The sequence below is a fragment of the Rhodococcus sp. WB9 genome (assembly GCF_007558985.1).
GTDB lineage: Bacteria > Actinomycetota > Actinomycetes > Mycobacteriales > Mycobacteriaceae > Rhodococcus_F > Rhodococcus_F opacus.
Map to the genome: position 1 here is coordinate 3,873,390 of NZ_CP041769.1, position 17,455 is coordinate 3,890,844.

At 69.6% G+C, this 17,455-nt stretch carries 18 protein-coding genes; 16 read left to right on the forward strand and 2 right to left on the reverse strand.

Translation table 11 applies throughout. The features are described 5' to 3' along the window. Positions 1 to 12: 12 nt before the first annotated feature. Positions 13 to 990, forward strand: a complete 978-nt coding sequence (locus FND50_RS17910; protein ID WP_144286553.1) for a triacylglycerol lipase — start codon at positions 13 to 15, stop codon at positions 988 to 990. A 56-nt stretch (positions 991 to 1,046) separates the two neighbouring features. On the opposite strand, the gene FND50_RS37795 is transcribed toward FND50_RS17910, so the two are convergent. Then, on the reverse strand, positions 1,047 to 1,286 hold the full coding sequence (locus FND50_RS37795; RefSeq protein ID WP_371737098.1) for a hypothetical protein: 240 nt from the start codon (positions 1,284 to 1,286) through the stop codon (positions 1,047 to 1,049). A gap of 31 nt (positions 1,287 to 1,317) precedes the next feature. On the opposite strand from FND50_RS37795, the gene fmt reads away from it, so the two are divergent. From fmt to FND50_RS17925, 3 genes are all read left to right on the forward strand, one after another. Further along, a complete protein-coding gene (gene fmt / locus FND50_RS17915) occupies positions 1,318 to 2,241 on the forward strand; it encodes a methionyl-tRNA formyltransferase (protein ID WP_007295881.1) in 924 nt (307 codons plus the stop codon). Continuing rightward, complete coding sequence (locus tag FND50_RS17920) at positions 2,238 to 3,665, forward strand: RsmB/NOP family class I SAM-dependent RNA methyltransferase (protein WP_144286554.1); 1,428 nt, start codon at positions 2,238 to 2,240, stop codon at positions 3,663 to 3,665. Before fmt ends, FND50_RS17920 begins: the two co-directional genes overlap by 4 nt. 128 nt (positions 3,666 to 3,793) lie before the next feature. Continuing rightward, a complete protein-coding gene (locus FND50_RS17925) occupies positions 3,794 to 4,651 on the forward strand; it encodes a mycofactocin-coupled SDR family oxidoreductase (RefSeq protein ID WP_144286555.1) in 858 nt (285 codons plus the stop codon). 61 nt (positions 4,652 to 4,712) lie between these two features. Here FND50_RS17925 and FND50_RS17930 read toward each other — a convergent pair whose 3' ends face one another. Beyond that, positions 4,713 to 5,051 (reverse strand): MmcQ/YjbR family DNA-binding protein, encoded by a 339-nt coding sequence (locus tag FND50_RS17930; RefSeq protein WP_144286556.1) that lies wholly within the window; start codon positions 5,049 to 5,051, stop codon positions 4,713 to 4,715. 58 nt (positions 5,052 to 5,109) lie between these two features. Here FND50_RS17930 and rpe point away from each other — a divergent pair, with 58 nt between their 5' ends. The 12 genes from rpe to FND50_RS17990 all read left to right on the forward strand — a co-directional run bounded on the left by rpe (position 5,110) and on the right by FND50_RS17990 (position 17,452). Further along, entirely contained in the window at positions 5,110 to 5,793 is a 684-nt protein-coding gene (gene rpe, locus FND50_RS17935) for a ribulose-phosphate 3-epimerase (RefSeq protein ID WP_144286557.1), read from the forward strand. A gap of 29 nt (positions 5,794 to 5,822) precedes the next feature. Next, on the forward strand, positions 5,823 to 6,875 hold the full coding sequence (ribD, locus tag FND50_RS17940) for a bifunctional diaminohydroxyphosphoribosylaminopyrimidine deaminase/5-amino-6-(5-phosphoribosylamino)uracil reductase RibD (RefSeq protein ID WP_144289098.1): 1,053 nt from the start codon (positions 5,823 to 5,825) through the stop codon (positions 6,873 to 6,875). Positions 6,876 to 6,886: 11 nt separating this feature from the next. Beyond that, positions 6,887 to 7,495: a riboflavin synthase gene (locus FND50_RS17945; protein WP_005241761.1), complete on the forward strand. Its 609-nt coding sequence runs from the start codon at positions 6,887 to 6,889 to the stop codon at positions 7,493 to 7,495. Positions 7,496 to 7,575: 80 nt separating this feature from the next. After that, complete coding sequence (locus FND50_RS17950; protein ID WP_009480441.1) at positions 7,576 to 8,829, forward strand: bifunctional 3,4-dihydroxy-2-butanone-4-phosphate synthase/GTP cyclohydrolase II; 1,254 nt, start codon at positions 7,576 to 7,578, stop codon at positions 8,827 to 8,829. Next, on the forward strand, positions 8,826 to 9,317 hold the full coding sequence (gene ribH / locus FND50_RS17955; protein ID WP_144286558.1) for a 6,7-dimethyl-8-ribityllumazine synthase: 492 nt from the start codon (positions 8,826 to 8,828) through the stop codon (positions 9,315 to 9,317). Before FND50_RS17950 ends, ribH begins: the two co-directional genes overlap by 4 nt. A gap of 13 nt (positions 9,318 to 9,330) precedes the next feature. Beyond that, positions 9,331 to 9,783 (forward strand): PH domain-containing protein, encoded by a 453-nt coding sequence (locus FND50_RS17960; protein ID WP_005241776.1) that lies wholly within the window; start codon positions 9,331 to 9,333, stop codon positions 9,781 to 9,783. A gap of 68 nt (positions 9,784 to 9,851) precedes the next feature. Further along, positions 9,852 to 12,035 (forward strand): excinuclease ABC subunit UvrC, encoded by a 2,184-nt coding sequence (gene uvrC / locus FND50_RS17965; RefSeq protein ID WP_144286559.1) that lies wholly within the window; start codon positions 9,852 to 9,854, stop codon positions 12,033 to 12,035. Between the two features lie 44 nt (positions 12,036 to 12,079). Further along, positions 12,080 to 12,946 (forward strand): RNase adapter RapZ, encoded by an 867-nt coding sequence (rapZ, locus tag FND50_RS17970; protein ID WP_186301331.1) that lies wholly within the window; start codon positions 12,080 to 12,082, stop codon positions 12,944 to 12,946. Continuing rightward, on the forward strand, positions 12,943 to 13,968 hold the full coding sequence (gene yvcK, locus FND50_RS17975) for a uridine diphosphate-N-acetylglucosamine-binding protein YvcK (protein ID WP_144286561.1): 1,026 nt from the start codon (positions 12,943 to 12,945) through the stop codon (positions 13,966 to 13,968). The genes rapZ and yvcK overlap by 4 nt, the downstream gene beginning before the upstream one ends. Then, positions 13,959 to 14,942 (forward strand): DNA-binding protein WhiA, encoded by a 984-nt coding sequence (gene whiA / locus FND50_RS17980; RefSeq protein WP_005262275.1) that lies wholly within the window; start codon positions 13,959 to 13,961, stop codon positions 14,940 to 14,942. Before yvcK ends, whiA begins: the two co-directional genes overlap by 10 nt. Before the next feature lie 261 nt (positions 14,943 to 15,203). Beyond that, positions 15,204 to 16,223: a type I glyceraldehyde-3-phosphate dehydrogenase gene (gap, locus tag FND50_RS17985; protein ID WP_005241784.1), complete on the forward strand. Its 1,020-nt coding sequence runs from the start codon at positions 15,204 to 15,206 to the stop codon at positions 16,221 to 16,223. Positions 16,224 to 16,240: 17 nt separating this feature from the next. Then, the gene (locus tag FND50_RS17990; RefSeq protein WP_144286562.1) at positions 16,241 to 17,452 is read left to right on the forward strand and encodes a phosphoglycerate kinase; all 1,212 of its coding nucleotides are present in this window, start codon (positions 16,241 to 16,243) and stop codon (positions 17,450 to 17,452) included. Positions 17,453 to 17,455 lie beyond the last annotated feature (3 nt).

The following is a 17,455-nucleotide window of genomic DNA, read 5'->3' on the forward strand; positions in this document are numbered from 1 at the left end:
TCGGGAGAGATCATGAGGTTTCGGGGTGCCGGTGCGGTCGTCACGTGTGTCGTCCTGCTGATGTCCGGCGCAGTGTCCACCGCCCACGCGGACGACGCCTCACCGCCCCAGCCCGTCGTGCCCACCATGGCCGGGCTTCCTCAGAACGGCCGTAGTGCCGCCGCCGCGTATGCGCACGAGCACCCGGACAGCGCACCCGCGGGATCGAACGACTTCTCCTGCACACCCTCCCCGGACCACCCGGAGCCGGTGGTGCTCGCGCACGGCACCGACGCCAGCGCCTACGCGGACTGGGCCGCCCTGTCGCCCATGCTCGCCGCGGACGGCTACTGCGTGTTCGCGCTCAACTACGGCGGAGCGCCGGGTGCCGATTCCTACGGCACCGAGGACATCGTCGCGAGCGCGGAGGAGTTCGGCCGGTTCGTCGACCGGGTCCGCGACGCGACCGGCGCCGACAAGGTCGACACCGTCGGATACTCGCAGGGTGCCAACGTCACGCGGTACTACGTCAACAAGCTCGGCGGCGCCCCGTTCGTCGACGACTGGGTCGGACTGGCGTCGCCCAGCTACGGGGGAGTGATGTACGGCCTCGTTCCGATCGTGCAGGCACTTCCCGGCGGACCTGACTTCGCCCGCACGGTGACGTCGGTGGCCGTCAGCCAGCAGATGCAGGGCTCGCCGTTCATGAATGCCCTCAACGCGGGCGGTGACACCGTGCCCGGCGTCGCGTACACGACCATCGGGTCCCGGTACGACGAAATGATCCAGCCGTACACGAACATGGCGCTCCGCGGCGCCGGGGCCGACAACATCCTGATTCAGGATCGATGCCCCCAGGATGGCACCGGACATTTCCAGGCGCCCTACGATCCGTTCGCGCTCGACCTCGTCCGTGCGGCGCTCGACCCGGACGCGACTCCGCTGGCTCACTGCGAGTTCGTCCCGGTCGGCGCGGGTATTCCGCAGGTAATTCTCGACAGCAACAGGTAGACCCACAACGAAGCGGGGAGCCGTGCGCTGCACGGCTCCCCGCTTCTGTGTGTGTGCTACTCCGCCAGTGTCGCGACGGCCTGCGCCCAGAGGAAGTACTTGTTGGTGCCGAGGTTCTTCACGGTCTTGATGTCGAGTGCGGCCGCGAGGTGTTCGGCGTCGGAATCGCTCACGCCCTGCAGGGCGGCGACGACAGTTCGCCGAGTGTTACGGCCCGGGTCCGACTCCCTAGACTGGTCGGCACATCGTCGATCAAAGGGGAGCTTTCTTCGTGAGTATCGTTTCGGCCCGCGCAGCGGTCCACCGTCCGTTGTGTGGGTCGCCGACGTGCGCATAGTCTTCGCCGGAACCCCCGAGCCCGCCGTTCCCTCGCTCGAACGCTTGATCCGTTCGCCGCGCCACGACGTCGTGGCGGTGATCACCCGCCCGGACGCAGTCGCAGGCCGCGGACGGAAGGTGGTCCGTTCACCGATCGGTGAACTCGCCGACTCGAACGGTATCGAGGTGCTGACTCCCGAGCGGCCCTCGGAACCGGAATTCCTCGCACGTCTCGCCGACCTCGCCCCCGACTGCGCGCCCGTCGTCGCCTACGGGGCGCTGCTGCCGCAAAAGGTCCTCGACATCCCGGCGCACGGCTGGGTGAACCTGCATTTCTCGCTGTTGCCTGCGTGGCGCGGGGCCGCTCCGGTGCAGGCCGCGATCGGTGCGGGTGACGACATGACCGGTGCGAGCGCCTTCCGGCTCGAGGCGGGGATGGACACCGGGCCGGTCTACGGGGTGGTCACCGAGAGGATCCGCGACACCGACACCGCCGGGGACCTCCTGGGGCGCCTCGCCGACAGCGGTGCGGTCCTCCTGGAGTCGGTTCTCGACGGGATCGAGGACGGCGCGATCAGCGCGGTCCCGCAGTCGGCCGACGGGGTGTCGCACGCGCCCAAGGTGACCGTCGAGGCGGCCCGGATCCGTTGGGACAGAACAGCTGCCGTGGTGGACCGGCACGTCCGGTCGGTGACCCCCGCGCCCGGCGCCTGGACCACGATCGGCGATCTGCGCGTCAAGGTCGGCCCCGTCACTCCGACGGAGGAGCGACTGGAGCCGGGGGAGATCTCCGTGACCAGATCCGGATTCCTGATCGGCACGTCCACGGTGGCGGTGCGGCTCGACCGCATCCAGCCGCAGGGCAAGAAACAGATGGCCGCCCTGGACTGGGCGCGAGGCGCACGACTCGACGCGGAGGTACGGGCACAGTGAGCGAATCGAGAAGGCCCGCACGTCGCGGCCAGTCCGGCTCGGGGGCCCGCAACAACCGTCCCCGCCAGGCGCGCCGCCCCGACGCATCGCAGTCCGGTCTCGATCAGCCGCGGCTGGCCGCGAGGGACGTGCTGCGTGCCGTCCGGGAGCGCGACGCCTACGCCAACCTGGTGTTGCCCGGACTGCTGCGTGAGCGGCGCCTGGACGGACGTGACGCCGCCCTCGCCACGGAACTGGCGTACGGCGCCGCCCGCGCCCGTGGGCTCCTCGACGCCGTGATCGCCGACTGCGCCGGCAGGCCGATCGCCGAGATCGACGGACCGCTCCTCGACGTCCTCCAGCTGGGCGCCTACCAGCTACTCCGTACCCGCGTCGCCCCGCACGCCGCCGTCGCCACCTCCGTCGATCTCGTGCGCGCGGAGGCCGGTCCAGGGAAGGCGGGCTTCGTCAACGCCGTGCTACGCCGGGTGTCGGAGCGGTCCGAGACGGAATGGGTGGAGCGCCTCGCCCCGGCCGATCCGGTGGGGCGGCTGGCGTTCGCGCACGCGCATCCCGCGTGGATCGCCCAGGTGTTCGCCGACGCGCTCGGTGCCGACGCCGGGGAACTCGAGGATGTCCTCGTGGCCGACGACGCCCGGCCGGCGGTGCATCTCGTCGCCCGCCCCGGGGAGATCTCGTCGGAGGAACTCGCGCTCGCCACCGGCGGCGAGGTGGGGCGGTACTCGCCGTACGCGGTCTATCTGGACGGCGGCGACCCGGGGCTGCTCGACGCCGTCCGCGAGGGGCTCGCCGGAGTACAGGACGAGGGCAGTCAGCTCGTCGCCCGGGCGCTGTCGCTGGCGCCGCTGGACGGCCCGGACGCGGGCCGGTGGCTCGACCTCTGCGCGGGCCCGGGCGGCAAGGCTGCCCTGCTCGGCGCCCTCGCCGGAATCGAGGGCGGACGCCTCGACGCCGTGGAGCCGGTGGCGCACCGTGCGGACCTGATCCGCAAGACGACGAAGGAACTGCCGGTCGACGTGCACGTCGCCGACGGGCGGGATCCCGGGTTGGAGGGCGGGTACGACCGGATCCTGGTCGACGCGCCGTGCACCGGACTGGGTGCGCTGCGCCGACGTCCGGAGGCCCGGTGGCGCCGCCAGCCGTCGGATGTGGCGGGTCTGGCGAAGCTGCAGCGGGAACTCCTGGCGTCGGCCGCTCGGCTGGTTCGTCCGGGTGGCGTGATCCTCTACGCGACGTGTTCGCCACATCTGTCCGAGACGGTGGCCGTGGTCGCGGACGCGGTGCGCCGCTACGGGCTCACGGCGCTGGACACGCGTGAACTCGTACCCGGTGTGCCGGAGCTGGGTGACGGCCCGGGCGTCCAGCTCTGGCCGCACCGGCACGGCACGGACGCGATGTTCATGGCCGCGTTGCGCAAGCCGTAGGGCGGTCGCTCCCCGCTACCTGGACATCTGCCCGACTTTCGGTAGAACCTGTTTCATTTTTGTGTGAAACGTGTTCTAATTCTTCTCGCGACAGAGACGTACGTCACGAAGCGAGTGGAGGACTTCAGATGAATCGGGTAGCGGGGAAGGTCGTTCTGATCACGGGAGCGGCGCGGGGTCAGGGTCGTAGTCATGCAGTGCATCTCGCCGACGAGGGCGCCGACATCATCGCCTTCGACCTCTGCGAGGACATCGCATCGAACGAGTACCCGCTGGCGACCGAGGCCGACCTCGAGGAGACGGGACGGCTCGTCGAGAAGGCGGGGCGCCGGGTCGTCACCGCCAAGGTGGACGTGCGTGACCGCGCGGCACTGCAACGCGAACTCGACGCCGCGGTCGCGACGCTGGGACGGCTTGACGTCGTGGTCGCCAATGCGGGGATCGCGCCCCTCGGGCACGACGTGCCCGTCGAGGGATTCGTCGATGCGTTCGACGTCGACTTCGTCGGAGTGATCAACACGATTCACTCGGCCCTCCCGCACCTGGACGCCGGTGCGTCGATCATCGCGACGGGATCGGTGGCCGGGCTGGTCCCGCAGACGGGCCTGAACGGTCAACAGGCCCTGCAGGGGCCGGGCGGTGACGGCTACGGTCTCGCCAAGAAGATGCTGTGGACGTACACCAACTCGCTCGCGCTCACCCTGGGCCCGAAGTCAATCCGCGTCAACGCGATCCACCCCACGAACTGCAACACGGACATGCTGCAGAGCCCTCCGATGTTCCGCACGTTCCGCCCCGACCTCGAGAACCCGACCGCCGAGGACGCGAAGGTCACGTTCCCGTTCATGCAGGCGATGCCCACCCCGTGGGTCGAGCCCGAGGACATCTCGCACGCGGTGGTGTTCCTCTCGTCCGACGAGTCCCGGTTCGTCACCGGTCAGCAGCTCCGCGTCGATGCGGGGGCGGGCCTCAAGCTCGGCGTCTGACGCCGATCCGATGAGGGTCCGGGCCGGTGTGCGGGCGCCGCCCGGGCCCTCGCCTTTCTCGTCAGGTCTGGTCGAACCGCTTGCGCAGCTTCGCCGGTGCCTTGATCCGCCAGGCGTCCTGCAGCAGCTCGGTCAGCTGCGTGACGTCGACATTCTCGAGGTCGACGAGGATCGAACCGTGACCGTCGTAGTGCCGAGTGGTGTAGAACGGCGCGCCCTGGGCCAGCAGCGCCGCCTTCGCGTCGAGGTCGCACATCACCACCAGGCCCCCGTCCGACTCGGCCCGCAACCGGGCGAGCAACGTGCCCGCCACCTTCAGCGCCGGAGTGCGATATGACGTGCTCTCCTGTACCTCCGGCAGGGACGCACCGATCGCCACGACGTCCGTCCAGGTCGGCATGAGCCCAGTATGGACCGCGGGCCCCGGCCCCGGCACGCGTACGACTAAACTGCGGCGCGTGGCAACCCCGATGATCGCACCGTCCATTCTGTCTGCCGATTTCGCGCGTCTCGCCGAGGAGGCGGATGCCGTCGCCGGGGCCGACTGGCTGCACGTCGACGTGATGGACGCACATTTCGTGCCGAATCTGACGCTCGGCCTTCCCGTCGTGCAGAGCCTGCTCGCGGCGACGGACATCCCGCTCGACTGCCATCTCATGATCGACGACCCCCGTCGCTGGGCGCCGCCCTACGCGGAGGCGGGCGCGCACAACGTCACGTTCCACGCCGAGGCGACCGACGACCCCCGGTCCGTGGCCCGGGACATCCGCGCCGCCGGCGCCAAGGCCGGTCTCAGCGTCAAGCCCGGCACGCCGATCGAGCCGTACCTCGAGATCCTGAAGGATTTCGACACGCTTCTCGTCATGAGCGTCGAGCCCGGCTTCGGCGGTCAGTCGTTCATCCCCGAGGTGCTGTCGAAGGCGAAGGCCGTCCGCCGGCTCGTCGACTCGGGTGAGCTGAGGCTGGTCGTGGAGATCGACGGCGGCATCAACGCCGACACCGTCGAGGCCGCTGCCGAGGCGGGCGTCGACTGCTTCGTCGCCGGGTCCGCCGTCTACGGCACGAGCGATCCCGCGGAGGCCGTCCGCGCCCTGCGCGCCAGCGCCGCCAAGGCGTCACCGCACCTGAGTCTGTCGCGGTAACGGCGCTCCGGCACATCGTGAACTCCCACGTGCGGCATGAGAATTCGGCTGCGGATCTCGACGCCGCGATGCAGATCGCCATCGGTGCCGCGGAGTCGGCGCGCGGATTCACCAGCCCCAATCCGGCGGTCGGCGCGGTGGTCCTCGACTCCGCGGGGCGCATCGCCGGTGTCGGGATGACGCAGCCTCCCGGCGGTCCGCACGCGGAGGTCGTCGCACTGCGGGAGGCGGGTGACGCCGCCCGCGGCGGCACCGCCGTCGTCACGCTGGAACCGTGCAACCACCACGGCCGGACCGGGCCGTGTTCGCAAGCGCTCCTCGATGCCGGTGTGGTCGCGGTGCACTATGCGGTGGGCGATCCGAACCCCGAGGCCGCGGGCGGCGCGGAAACTCTCGTCTCGGCGGGGGTCGAGGTCACGTCCGGGCTGCGAGCCCAGGACGTCGAACGCGGGCCGCTCCGGGCCTGGCTGCACCGGCAGCGCACCGGACGGCCACACGTCACCTGGAAGTACGCGGCCACCCTGGACGGGCGCAGCGCCGCCGCCGACGGCACCAGCCAGTGGATCACCGGACCCGAGGCCAGGGAACACGTCCACGCCGACCGGGCGAAACTCGACGCGATCGTGGTCGGCACCGGGACGGTGCTGGCCGACGACCCCCGGCTGACCGCCCGGATGCCCGACGGATCGCTCGCCGCTCACCAGCCGGTGCGCGTCGTCGTCGGACTCGGCGACATCCCGGCGGACGCCCGGGTCCTCGATGACTCCGCGCCCACCCTGCTGCTGCGCACGCGCGACGTGGACGAAGTCCTCGCCGCACTCGCGGAGTACACCGATGTGCTGCTCGAGGGCGGGCCCCGGCTGGCCGGCGCGTTTCTCGCCGCGGGCCGCGTCGACCGCATCCAGGCGTACCTCGCCCCGCTGGTCCTCGGCGCCGGCACGCCCGCGGTCGCGGAGGCGGGTGTGCACACGATCGACGGCGCGCTGCGGTTCCGTCACGAGTCGGTCGAAACAATCGGCCCCGATTTGTTGTTGAGTCTGGTTCCAGCAGTGTCCGAAAACCCTGACAGCCCCCAAACGTAGGAGAAGCCACAGTGTTCACCGGGATCGTCGAAGAGTTGGGTGAGGTCGTCGCCAAGGAGGAACTGGCCGACGCCGCACGGTTCACCGTGCGTGGTCCGGTCGTGACTTCCGACGCGTCACACGGTGATTCGATCGCGGTGAACGGGGTGTGCCTGACCGTCGTCGAGGTGCTGGCCGACGGCTCCTTCACCGCCGACGTCATGCAGGAGACGTTGAACCGATCGAGCTTGCAGAAGATCGACGTGGGCAGCCGCGTCAACCTCGAGCGGGCCGCAGCCCTGAACAGCCGCCTCGGCGGCCACCTCGTCCAGGGCCACGTGGACGGCACCGGGCACATCATCAGCCGCAGCCCGTCCGAGAACTGGGAGGTCGTCCGCATCGCGCTGCCCGACGCCATCTCCCGGTACGTCGTGGAGAAGGGCTCGATCACGGTCGACGGTGTGTCGCTGACGGTCTCGGCGCTCGGCGGCGAACGCGGCGAGGAATACTTCGAGATCTCGCTCATCCCGACCACGCTGCAACTGACCACCCTCGGGGCGGCGTCCGTCGGGACGCCCGTCAACCTCGAGGTCGACGTGATCGCGAAGTATGTGGAGCGGCTGCAAGCGGCCGGTCGCTGAGTCGTACTGTTGAGGAGCATCCACGGATGCATCCGTTTGTATTCGAAGATGCCTAAGTCAAGACTTTGGAGACCGAGCACGTGACCAGGTTCGACAGTATCGAGCGCGCCGTTGCGGACATCGCCGCAGGCAAGGCAGTCGTCGTCGTCGACGACGAAGACCGCGAGAACGAGGGAGACCTCATCTTCGCCGCGGAGAAAGCCACCCCCGAGTTGGTTGCCTTCATGGTTCGATACACGTCCGGCTATCTCTGTGTGCCGCTCGACGGCGCCGACTGCGACCGCCTCGGCCTGCCCCCGATGTACGCCACCAACCAGGACAAGCACGGCACCGCGTACACCGTGACCGTCGACGCCCGGGAGGGCATCGGCACCGGCATCTCGGCGTCCGACCGCGCCGCCACCATGCGGTTGCTGGCCGACCCGTCCAGCGGCGCCCAGGACTTCACCCGGCCCGGCCACGTCGTGCCGCTGCGCGCCAAGGAGGGCGGCGTGCTGCGCCGTCCCGGTCACACCGAGGCGGCCGTCGACCTGGCCCGGATGGCGGACCTGCGGCCGGCGGGTGTGATCTGCGAGATCGTCAGCCAGAAGGACGAGGGCCACATGGCCCAGACCGACGAGCTGCGGGTCTTCGCCGATGACCACAACCTCGCGCTGATCTCGATCGCCGACCTGATCGCGTGGCGCCGCAAGCACGAGAAGCACGTGGAGCGGGTCGCGTCCGCGCGGATCCCGACCCGGCACGGCGAGTTCACGGCCGTCGGCTACCGGAGCATCTACGACGACGTCGAGCACGTCGCCCTGGTTCGCGGCGACCTGCCCGGCCCGGACGGCGACGGCAGCGACGTGCTCGTGCGCGTGCACTCCGAATGCCTCACCGGCGACGTGTTCGGTTCGCTGCGCTGCGACTGCGGGCCCCAGCTCGACGCCGCCCTGGACATGGTCGCGCAGGAGGGTCGCGGGGTGGTCCTGTACATGCGCGGACACGAGGGCCGGGGCATCGGCCTCATGCACAAGCTGCAGGCCTACCAGCTGCAGGATGCGGGTTCGGACACCGTCGACGCGAACCTCGAGCTCGGCCTGCCCGCCGACGCCCGCGACTACGGCATCGGTGCGCAGATCCTGGTGGATCTGGGTATTTCCTCGATGCGGCTGCTGACCAACAACCCGGCCAAGCGGGTCGGGCTCGACGGCTACGGACTGCAGATCACCGAGCGGGTGTCGATGCCGCTGCGGGCGAACGCCGAGAACCTGACGTACCTGCGCACGAAGCGCGACCGCATGGGCCACGACCTGATCGGGCTCGACGACTTCGAAGCGGGAGAAATGCTGTGAGTGGTGAGGGACTGCCGGAGCTGCAACTCGGTGAGGCTGGCGACCTCCGGCTCGCCATCGTCGCCGGCAGCTGGCACGCCGAGATCTCCGAGGCGCTGATCGCCGGCGCGCAGCGGGTGGCGGCCGAGGCGAACGTGAAGAACGTCACACTGGTCCGGGTCGCCGGTGCCATCGAGCTTCCGGTGGTGGCGCAGGCCCTGGCCCGCACGCACGACGCCGTCGTCGCGCTCGGTGTCGTGATCCGCGGCGGGACCCCGCACTTCGAATACGTCTGCGACGCCGTGACGGCCGGTCTGACCCGGGTCTCGCTGGACGAGAGCACCCCGGTCGGGAACGGTGTGCTCACCACGGACACCGAGCAGCAGGCCGTCGACCGCAGTGGCCTGCCCGGCTCCGTCGAGGACAAGGGCGGTCAAGCCTGCGCGGCCGCGCTCGACACCGCTGTCACCTTGGTGCGACTGCGCCGCGCCGAGGAGTCCTTCGTATGATCCGGATCCATCCATGACCACTCCCGAATCCGAGTGGACACTCGTCGCGACGCCGCGCAAGTCGCGTCGGTACGCGATCGGTGTGGCGATCCTTCTGGTCGTCGTGCATGTGACGTTCGCAATCCTGCTGCGCGGCGATTCGACGGGCGTGTACTTCCGGCTCGCCGACCAGCTGGCGTTCGCGGGCATCGGCTGCCTCCTCGCGGCAGCGGTCCTGCTGCTGACCCGGCCCAGGTTGCGGGTCGGGCCGCGCGGCATCGCCGTCCGCAACGTCCTCGGGGAGCGCATCGTCGACTGGGATCTGTACGAGGGGTTGTCCTTCCCGGACGGCGCGGCGTGGGCCCGGATCGAGCTGCCCGACGACGAATACCTGGCCGTGATGGCCATCCAATCCAACGATCGCGAATACGCCGTGGACGCTGTCGACCGCTTCCGCGCACTCGCGTCGGAGTACGCACCGTCCTGAACCCGGGGTCGCCCCTCCGCCACGTCGCGGATGCGGGGTTGGTCGGTGGCGCCGACTAACGTGGAGGGGTGCCCGATCCTTCGACATATCGCCCCGCGACCGGAACGATTCCGGTCGACCCGGGGGTGTACAAGTTCCGCGATCCGCACGGCCGGGTCATCTATGTCGGGAAGGCGAAGAGTCTTCGATCACGGCTGAATTCCTATTTCGCCGACGTCTCGACGCTGCACCCGCGCACCCGCCAGATGGTGACCACGGCCGGCAGCGTCGAGTGGACCGTCGTGAGCACCGAGGTCGAGGCCCTCCAGCTCGAGTACAACTGGATCAAGGAATTCGATCCCCGGTTCAACGTCCGCTACCGCGACGACAAGACGTACCCGGTTCTCGCGGTCACCCTGAACGAGGAATACCCCCGGCTGTTCGTCTACCGCGGTCCCCGGCGCAAGGGTGTCCGCTACTTCGGGCCCTACTCGCACGCGTGGGCCATCCGCGAAACCCTCGACCTGCTGCTGCGGGTGTTCCCTGCCCGCACCTGCTCGGCCGGGGTGTTCAAGCGTCACAACCAGATCGGCCGGCCCTGCCTGCTCGGCTACATCGACAAGTGCTCCGCGCCGTGCGTCGGACGCGTGTCCGCGGCCGAACACCGCAAGATCGTCGAGGACTTCTGCGACTTCCTGTCGGGACGCACCGACAAGCTGGTCCGGCAACTCGAGGCCCGGATGCAGGAGGCGTCGGAAGAACTCGACTTCGAAACGGCGGCGCGGTTGCGCGACGACGTGGGCGCGTTGCGGCGCGCGCTCGAGAAGCAGGCCGTCGTGCTCGGGGACGGCACCGACGCCGACGTCGCCGCGTTCGCGACCGACGAGCTCGAGGCCGCGGTGCAGGTGTTCCACGTCCGCGGTGGCCGCGTGCGCGGTCAGCGCGGTTGGGTGGTCGAGAAGGCGGGTGACGTCATCGACTGGGCCAGCGTCGATTCCGAGGCGGGATCGGACCTGCCGCTGCTCGTCGAGCAGTTCCTCACCCAGTTCTACGGTGAGCAGGCGGCGCTGTCGGGCGCGACCGACCAGGAGGCCGGCACCAGCGGCGTGCCGCGGGAGGTCCTGGTGCCCGTGCTGCCGCCCGACGCCGAGCAGGTGCAGGAGTGGCTCAGCGGTCTCCGCGGATCCGCGGTCCGCCTCCGCGTGCCGCAGCGCGGCGACAAGAAGGCTCTCGCCGAGACCGTGCAGCGCAACGCGATGGAGGCACTGCAACAGCACAAGCTGCGCCGCGCCGGCGACTTCACGTCGCGGTCGGCGGCCCTGCAGGGCATCCAGGAGGCCCTCGACCTGGATTCGGCGCCCCTGCGCATCGAATGCGTCGACATCAGCCACGTGCAGGGCACCGACGTGGTGGCCTCCCTGGTCGTCTTCGAGGACGGCCTGCCCCGCAAGTCCGACTACCGGCACTACGCGATCAAGGAGGCCGCGGGTGACGGTCGCTCCGACGACGTCGCCAGCATCGCGGAGGTCACCCGGCGGCGGTTCCTCCGGCACAACCGCGACGTCGGGGTGCTGCGCGCCGAAGCGGCCGGGGCGGACGCCGACCAGGTGTCGGACGGGGACGGCGGCGACCTCGCCCCGGAGGCGGCGATCGATCCGCAGACCGGCAGGCCGCGGCGGTTCGCGTACCCACCGAACCTGTTCGTCGTGGACGGCGGAGCCCCGCAGGTGGCCGCGGCGTCGGCGGTGCTCGACGAACTGGGCATCACCGACGTCGCCGTGATCGGGCTGGCCAAGCGGCTCGAGGAGGTGTGGGTGCCGGGGGAGGAGGACCCGGTCATCCTCCCGCGCACGAGCGAGTCGCTGTACCTGCTGCAGCGGGTGCGCGACGAGGCACACCGTTTCGCGATCACGTTCCACCGCAGCAAGCGGTCCCGCCGGATGACGGCGTCCGCGCTCGACTCGGTCCGCGGGCTCGGCGAGACCCGGCGCAAGGCCCTGGTGACGCATTTCGGATCCGTCGCCCGCCTCAAGCAGGCCTCCGTCGAGGAGATCACCGCGGTCCCCGGCATCGGAACGGCCACGGCGAAAGCGGTACTCACCGCTCTCGGGGCGGAGGAACCGTCTGCGGACGTCGCGGGAGTGGGGGATGATGAACCAGATCGGAACGGGCAGGGCACGACAGAACAGAACGGCGCGGACGTTCCCCGCGAACCGGTAGCACAGCACGGCCCGGCAGCACAGAGCGCATCGCAACGGACAGGTGTCGAGTGAACGAGCAGCACGCGCAGAGCGACCGTCCACCCACGGTCCGGCCGATGGACTTCCTTCTCGTCACCGGGCTCTCCGGGGCGGGTCTGCAGACGGCGGCGAAGGTCCTCGAGGACCTCGGGTGGTACGTCGCGGACAACCTTCCTCCGGAATTGATTTCCCGGATGGTGGATCTGAGCCTGGAATCCGATTCGCGGCTCGAGCGGCTCGCCGTCGTCATCGACGTGCGCAGCCGGTTGTTCACCGGCGACCTCGGCTGGGTCCTGACCGAACTGGAGAGCAAACCCGTGCACACGCGGGTGCTGTACCTCGACGCGTCGGACGAGGTCCTGGTGCGCCGTTTCGAGCAGGTGCGCCGCAGTCACCCGCTGTCGGGGGGAGGCGCCGAGGGCACCCTGTCGGAGGGCATCGCCGCCGAGCGCGATCAGCTCGCGAAGGTGAAGGCCGCCGCGGACCTGGTGATCGACACGTCGTCCCTCGCCGCCCACCAGTTGCGGCAGAAGATCGAGGACGCGTTCGGCGACGCCGAGGACCGGACCATGCAAGTAACAGTCCAGTCGTTCGGTTTCAAGTACGGTCTTCCGATGGACGCCGATCTCGTCTGCGACGTCCGCTTCCTGCCCAACCCGCACTGGATTCCCGAGTTGCGTCCGCACACCGGGCAGAGTGCGGACGTGCGGGACTATGTGTTGTCGCAGGACGGTGCCGAGGACTATCTCGCCACATATCACCACCTGCTGGATCTGACGATCGCGGGATATCGTCGGGAGGGGAAGCGCTACATGACCATCGCGGTGGGATGCACCGGAGGGAAACACCGAAGTGTCGCGATGTCGGAGGCCTTGGCCAGCCGCCTCGGACAGGACTCCGGGCTGAACGTGCGTGTCGTCCATCGTGATCTGGGGCGCGAATGAGGCCGGTGCACCAGCCGCCTGCGATCGTCGCGCTCGGCGGGGGCCACGGGCTGTTCGCCACCCTCAGCGCCGCGCGCCGGCTCAGCCGTGACGTCACGGCCGTCGTCACCGTCGCGGACGACGGCGGATCCTCGGGACGGCTGCGCGCCGAACTCGGCGTCATCCCGCCGGGGGATCTGCGGATGGCGCTCGCCGCACTCGCCGCGGACGACCCCGAGGTGCAGGACTGGACGGACACCATCCAGCACCGATTCGGCGGAATCGGCGCCCTCGCCGGCCACTCGGTGGGCAATCTCATCCTGGCCGGCCTCACCGAAGTGCTCGGCGACCCCGTCGCCGCGCTGGACGAACTCGCGCGGCTGCTGCGGATCAACGGGCGCGTGCTGCCGATGTCGCCGATCGCCCTGGACATCGAAGCCGACGTGCAGGGCCTCGAGGCGGACCCGCGGGTCAGCCGCTGCATCCGCGGTCAGGTCGCGGTCGCGACCACGCCCGGCAAGGTGCGCCGCGTGCGGCTGCTGCCGGCGAATCCGCCCGCATGCCCGGACGCGGTCCGGGCTATCGACGTCGCCGACATGGTCGTCCTCGGCCCGGGGTCGTGGTTCTCCAGCGTCATCCCGCACGTCCTCGTGCCGGAACTCCTTGACACGCTGATCTCCACCGCCGCGCGGAAGGTGCTGGTGCTCAACCTGGCTCCGGAGCCGGGCGAGACGGCAGGATTCTCCACCGAGCGTCATCTGCACGTACTGTCCCAACACGCACCCGAACTCACCGTCGACTTCGTCGTGGTCGATTCGGGTTCGGTGCCACCGGGGCGCGAGCGCGAGCACCTCGCCCGCGCCGCCGGACAGTTCCAGGCACGCGTCGTGTACGCCGACGTGTCGGAGCACGGCACCCACACGCACCATGCAGGAAAACTTGCGTCCGTTCTCGAACAGCTCTGGAGCGACCCCGATGCGGGGTCTCGGGGGAGCGAAGTGGCCGGGACACCAGAGGAAAGGGAGAGCGCTTCGTGGCAATGACAGCAGAGGTCAAAGACGAACTCAGTCGTCTCGTCGTCACTCATGTGAGTTGCCGGAAGGCCGAGGTCTCGTCGCTGCTGCGGTTCGCCGGGGGATTGCACATCGTCGGTGGCCGGGTCGTGGTCGAGGCAGAAGTGGATCTGGGGTCCACGGCCCGCCGGTTGCGCCGCGAGATCTTCGACCTGTTCACGTACAGCGCCGACGTCCACGTTCTCAGCGCGGGCGGGCTGCGCAAGTCGTCCCGCTACATCGTGCGGGTCGCGAAGGAGGGCGAGGCACTCGCCCGCCAGACCGGTCTCCTGGACCTGCGGGGGCGCCCGGTGCGCGGGCTTCCCGCGCAGGTCGTCGGTGGCAGCGTTGCCGACGCGGAAGCCGCGTGGCGCGGCGCGTTCCTGGCGCACGGTTCGCTGACCGAGCCGGGTCGGTCGTCGGCGCTCGAGGTCAGCTGCCCCGGCCCGGAGGCGGCGCTCGCGCTCGTCGGGGCGGCACGCCGGCTGGGCATCTCGGCGAAGGCCCGCGAGGTCCGTGGCACCGACCGGGTGGTGATCCGCGACGGCGAGGCCATCGGCGCACTGCTCACCCGGATGGGCGCCCAGGACACCCGCCTCGTGTGGGAGGAACGTCGCATGCGCCGGGAGGTCCGTGCCACCGCCAACCGGCTCGCCAACTTCGACGACGCCAACCTGCGCCGGTCCGCGCGGGCGGCCGTCGCGGCCGCTGCCCGCGTCGAGCGGGCCCTCGACATCCTGGGTGACGAGGTTCCCGACCATCTGGCGGCGGCCGGTCACCTCCGGGTGGAGCACCGGCAGGCGTCCCTCGAGGAACTCGGCCAGCTCGCCGATCCGCCGATGACGAAGGACGCCGTCGCCGGCCGCATCCGGCGGTTGCTGTCGATGGCGGACCGCAAGGCCAAGGAAACCGGCATCCCCGACACCGAGTCGGCCGTCACCGCAGACCTTCTCGACGATGCCTGACCGTCGTCGGCGGTCCCTCGCACCACCCCCACTCCCGGACGAACGGGACGCTCGTTGCGTCAGATCGCACGAGCGTCCCGTTCGTTCGGGTCGGGGCGGCCCGGAAACGGGTGCCGGAGGTGACTGCGCGCGCGCGTGCCCCGCGCACTAGGGTTAGAGCCACATCGACCGATGAACCCTCGCGCCGACCACCCGTCGGTGGTGTCGTAGCGGCGCGGGAGCAGAGCTGCACAACCAGAATCATGCGCAAAGGAGCAGATTGTGACTGTCCGGGTAGGCGTAAACGGTTTCGGCCGTATCGGACGTAACTTCTTCAGGGCGGTGGACGCGCAGAAGGCGCTCGGAACCACCGACATCGAGATTGTGGCGGTCAACGACCTCACGGACAACGCTACGCTGGCGCATCTCCTGAAGTACGACTCCATCCTGGGTCGTCTCCCGCACGACGTCTCGCTCGAGGGTGAAGACACCATCGTCGTCGGAAACCAGAAGATCAAGGCCCTCGCCATCAAGGAAGGGCCCGCGGCGCTTCCGTGGGGCGACCTGGGCGTCGACGTCGTCGTCGAGTCCACCGGCATCTTCACCGACGCAGCCAAGGCGAAGGGCCACCTCGAGGCCGGCGCCAAGAAGGTCATCATCTCCGCCCCGGCCAAGGGCGAGGACATCACCATCGTGATGGGTGTCAACGACGACAAGTACGACGGCAGCCAGAACATCATCTCCAACGCCTCGTGCACCACCAACTGCCTCGGCCCCATCGCCAAGGTGCTCGACGACGAGTTCGGTATCGTCAAGGGCCTCATGACCACGGTCCACGCCTACACCCAGGACCAGAACCTGCAGGACGGCCCGCACAGCGACCTGCGTCGCGCCCGCGCCGCCGCACTGAACGTGGTCCCCACGGGCACCGGTGCCGCCAAGGCCATCGGCCTGGTCCTCCCGCAGCTGCTCGGCAAGCTGGACGGCTACGCGCTGCGCGTCCCGATCCCCACGGGCTCGGTCACCGACCTCACCGCGAACCTGAAGAAGTCGGCCAGCGTCGAGGACATCAACGCCGCGATGAAGGCTGCCGCCGAGGGACCGCTCAAGGGCATCCTGAAGTACACGGACGCTCCGATCGTGTCGTCCGATATCGTCACCGACCCGCACAGCTCGATCTTCGACTCCGGCCTCACCAAGGTCATCGACGATCAGGCCAAGATCGTGTCCTGGTACGACAACGAGTGGGGTTACTCCAACCGTCTGGCCGACCTCATCGGTCTCGTCGCCAAGTCTCTCTGAGCGAAGGTCCGGTAACAGTGGCAGTTCAGACTCTCGACGACCTGCTGAACGCTGGGGTCGAGGGGCGCGCCGTGCTGGTGCGCTCCGACCTCAACGTTCCGCTCGACGGTGACCGGATCACCGATCCCGGGCGCATCATCGCTTCCGCGCCGACGCTGAAGGCGTTGGCGGAGGCGGGCGCCAAGGTCATCGTCACCGCACATCTGGGTCGCCCCAAGGGTGAGCCCGACCCGCAGTACTCCCTCGCACCGGTCGCGGTGAAGCTCGCCGAGGCGCTGGGACGCAACGTCCAGCTCGCCGGCGACGTCGTCGGGCAGGACGCTCTGGCACGTGCCGAGGGGCTCACGGACGGCGACGTTCTCCTGCTGGAGAACATCCGCTTCGATCCGCGGGAGACCAGCAAGGACGAGGCCGAGCGGACGAAGCTCGCCAAGGCCCTGGTCGAGCTCGTCGGCGACGACGGCGCGTTCGTGTCCGACGGGTTCGGTGTCGTGCACCGCGCGCAGGCGTCGGTGTACGAGGTGGCCAAGCTGCTCCCGCATTACGCGGGCAGGCTCGTCGAAGCCGAGATCAAGGTGCTCGGCAAGCTCACCGAGGAGCCCGAGCGGCCGTACGCGGTCGTGCTGGGTGGGTCCAAGGTGTCGGACAAGCTCGCGGTGATCGAGGCGCTGGCCCCCAAGGTCGACACCCTCGTCATCGGTGGCGGCATGTACTACACGTTCCTGGCGGCGCAGGGCGTGTCGGTCGGCAACTCGCTGTGCGAGGAGTCGATGATCGACACGTGCAAGGCGCTGCTCGAGCAGTACGCCGACGTGATCCACATTCCGCAGGACGTGGTCATCGCCGATTCGTTCTCGGCCGACGCCGAGTCGAAGATCGTTTCCGTGCTCGAGATCCCGGACGGCTGGATGGGTCTCGACATCGGACCGCAGTCGGTTCGCCGGTTCGCGGCGATCCTGACCAGCGCGAAGACCGTGTTCTGGAACGGCCCGATGGGTGTGTTCGAGTTCGCGAAGTTCGCCGCGGGCACCAAGGGTGTCGCCGAGGCGATCATCGAGGCCACCGGGAAGGGCGCGTACAGCGTCGTCGGTGGCGGTGACTCCGCCGCGGCGGTGCGCCAGCTCGGTCTGCCCGAGGACGGGTTCTCGCACATCTCCACCGGTGGCGGCGCCTCCCTCGAGTACCTCGAGGGCAAGGAACTCCCCGGCATCGCAGTTCTGGAGGCCTGAGGC